Annotated in this window: 1 protein-coding gene; it reads right to left on the bottom strand. The window is 39.1% G+C overall.

Annotated elements, in window-relative coordinates:
• Positions 1-430: PAS domain-containing protein (locus AAEY62_RS20400; protein ID WP_350636027.1), on the bottom strand; the 430-nt coding region annotated here is incomplete at both ends.

Genomic DNA, 430 nt, shown 5'->3' with positions numbered 1-430 from the left:
CATAATGCCCGCGTTCAGCGAGCGCCATCGATTTACGCAGCTGCATTCTAAAAAATGTTCGATTAGCAAGTCCTGTTAAAGTATCAAAATAAGCAAGCTGTTCCATTTTACGCTGGCTTTCTTTAACAAACGAAATATCCTGCGCAGAGGCTACGTAACTGGTAATTGTTCCGTCATCTTCGCGAATAGGTGAAATACTTAAAGAAACCCAAATAGGCGCTTTATTATTGCTTTCAATTAAGGTGTCGCCACGCCAACAATTACGACTGCGTAAATCAACATCTATATCATCAATTAATATAGCCATTTCGCTTGCAATAATGCTTAATAAAGGCGCTCGATTAAAATGTTCCTCTGAAAAGCTGGTCATTTCAAGCATTTTAGGGTTTACGTATTCAATGACAAAGTTTTTATCGGTGATCACCACACC

This window comes from Pseudoalteromonas sp. GW168-MNA-CIBAN-0100 (assembly GCF_040309225.1).
Lineage (GTDB): Bacteria > Pseudomonadota > Gammaproteobacteria > Enterobacterales > Alteromonadaceae > Pseudoalteromonas > Pseudoalteromonas arctica.
This window is presented reverse-complemented; position numbering and strand designations above follow the sequence as displayed.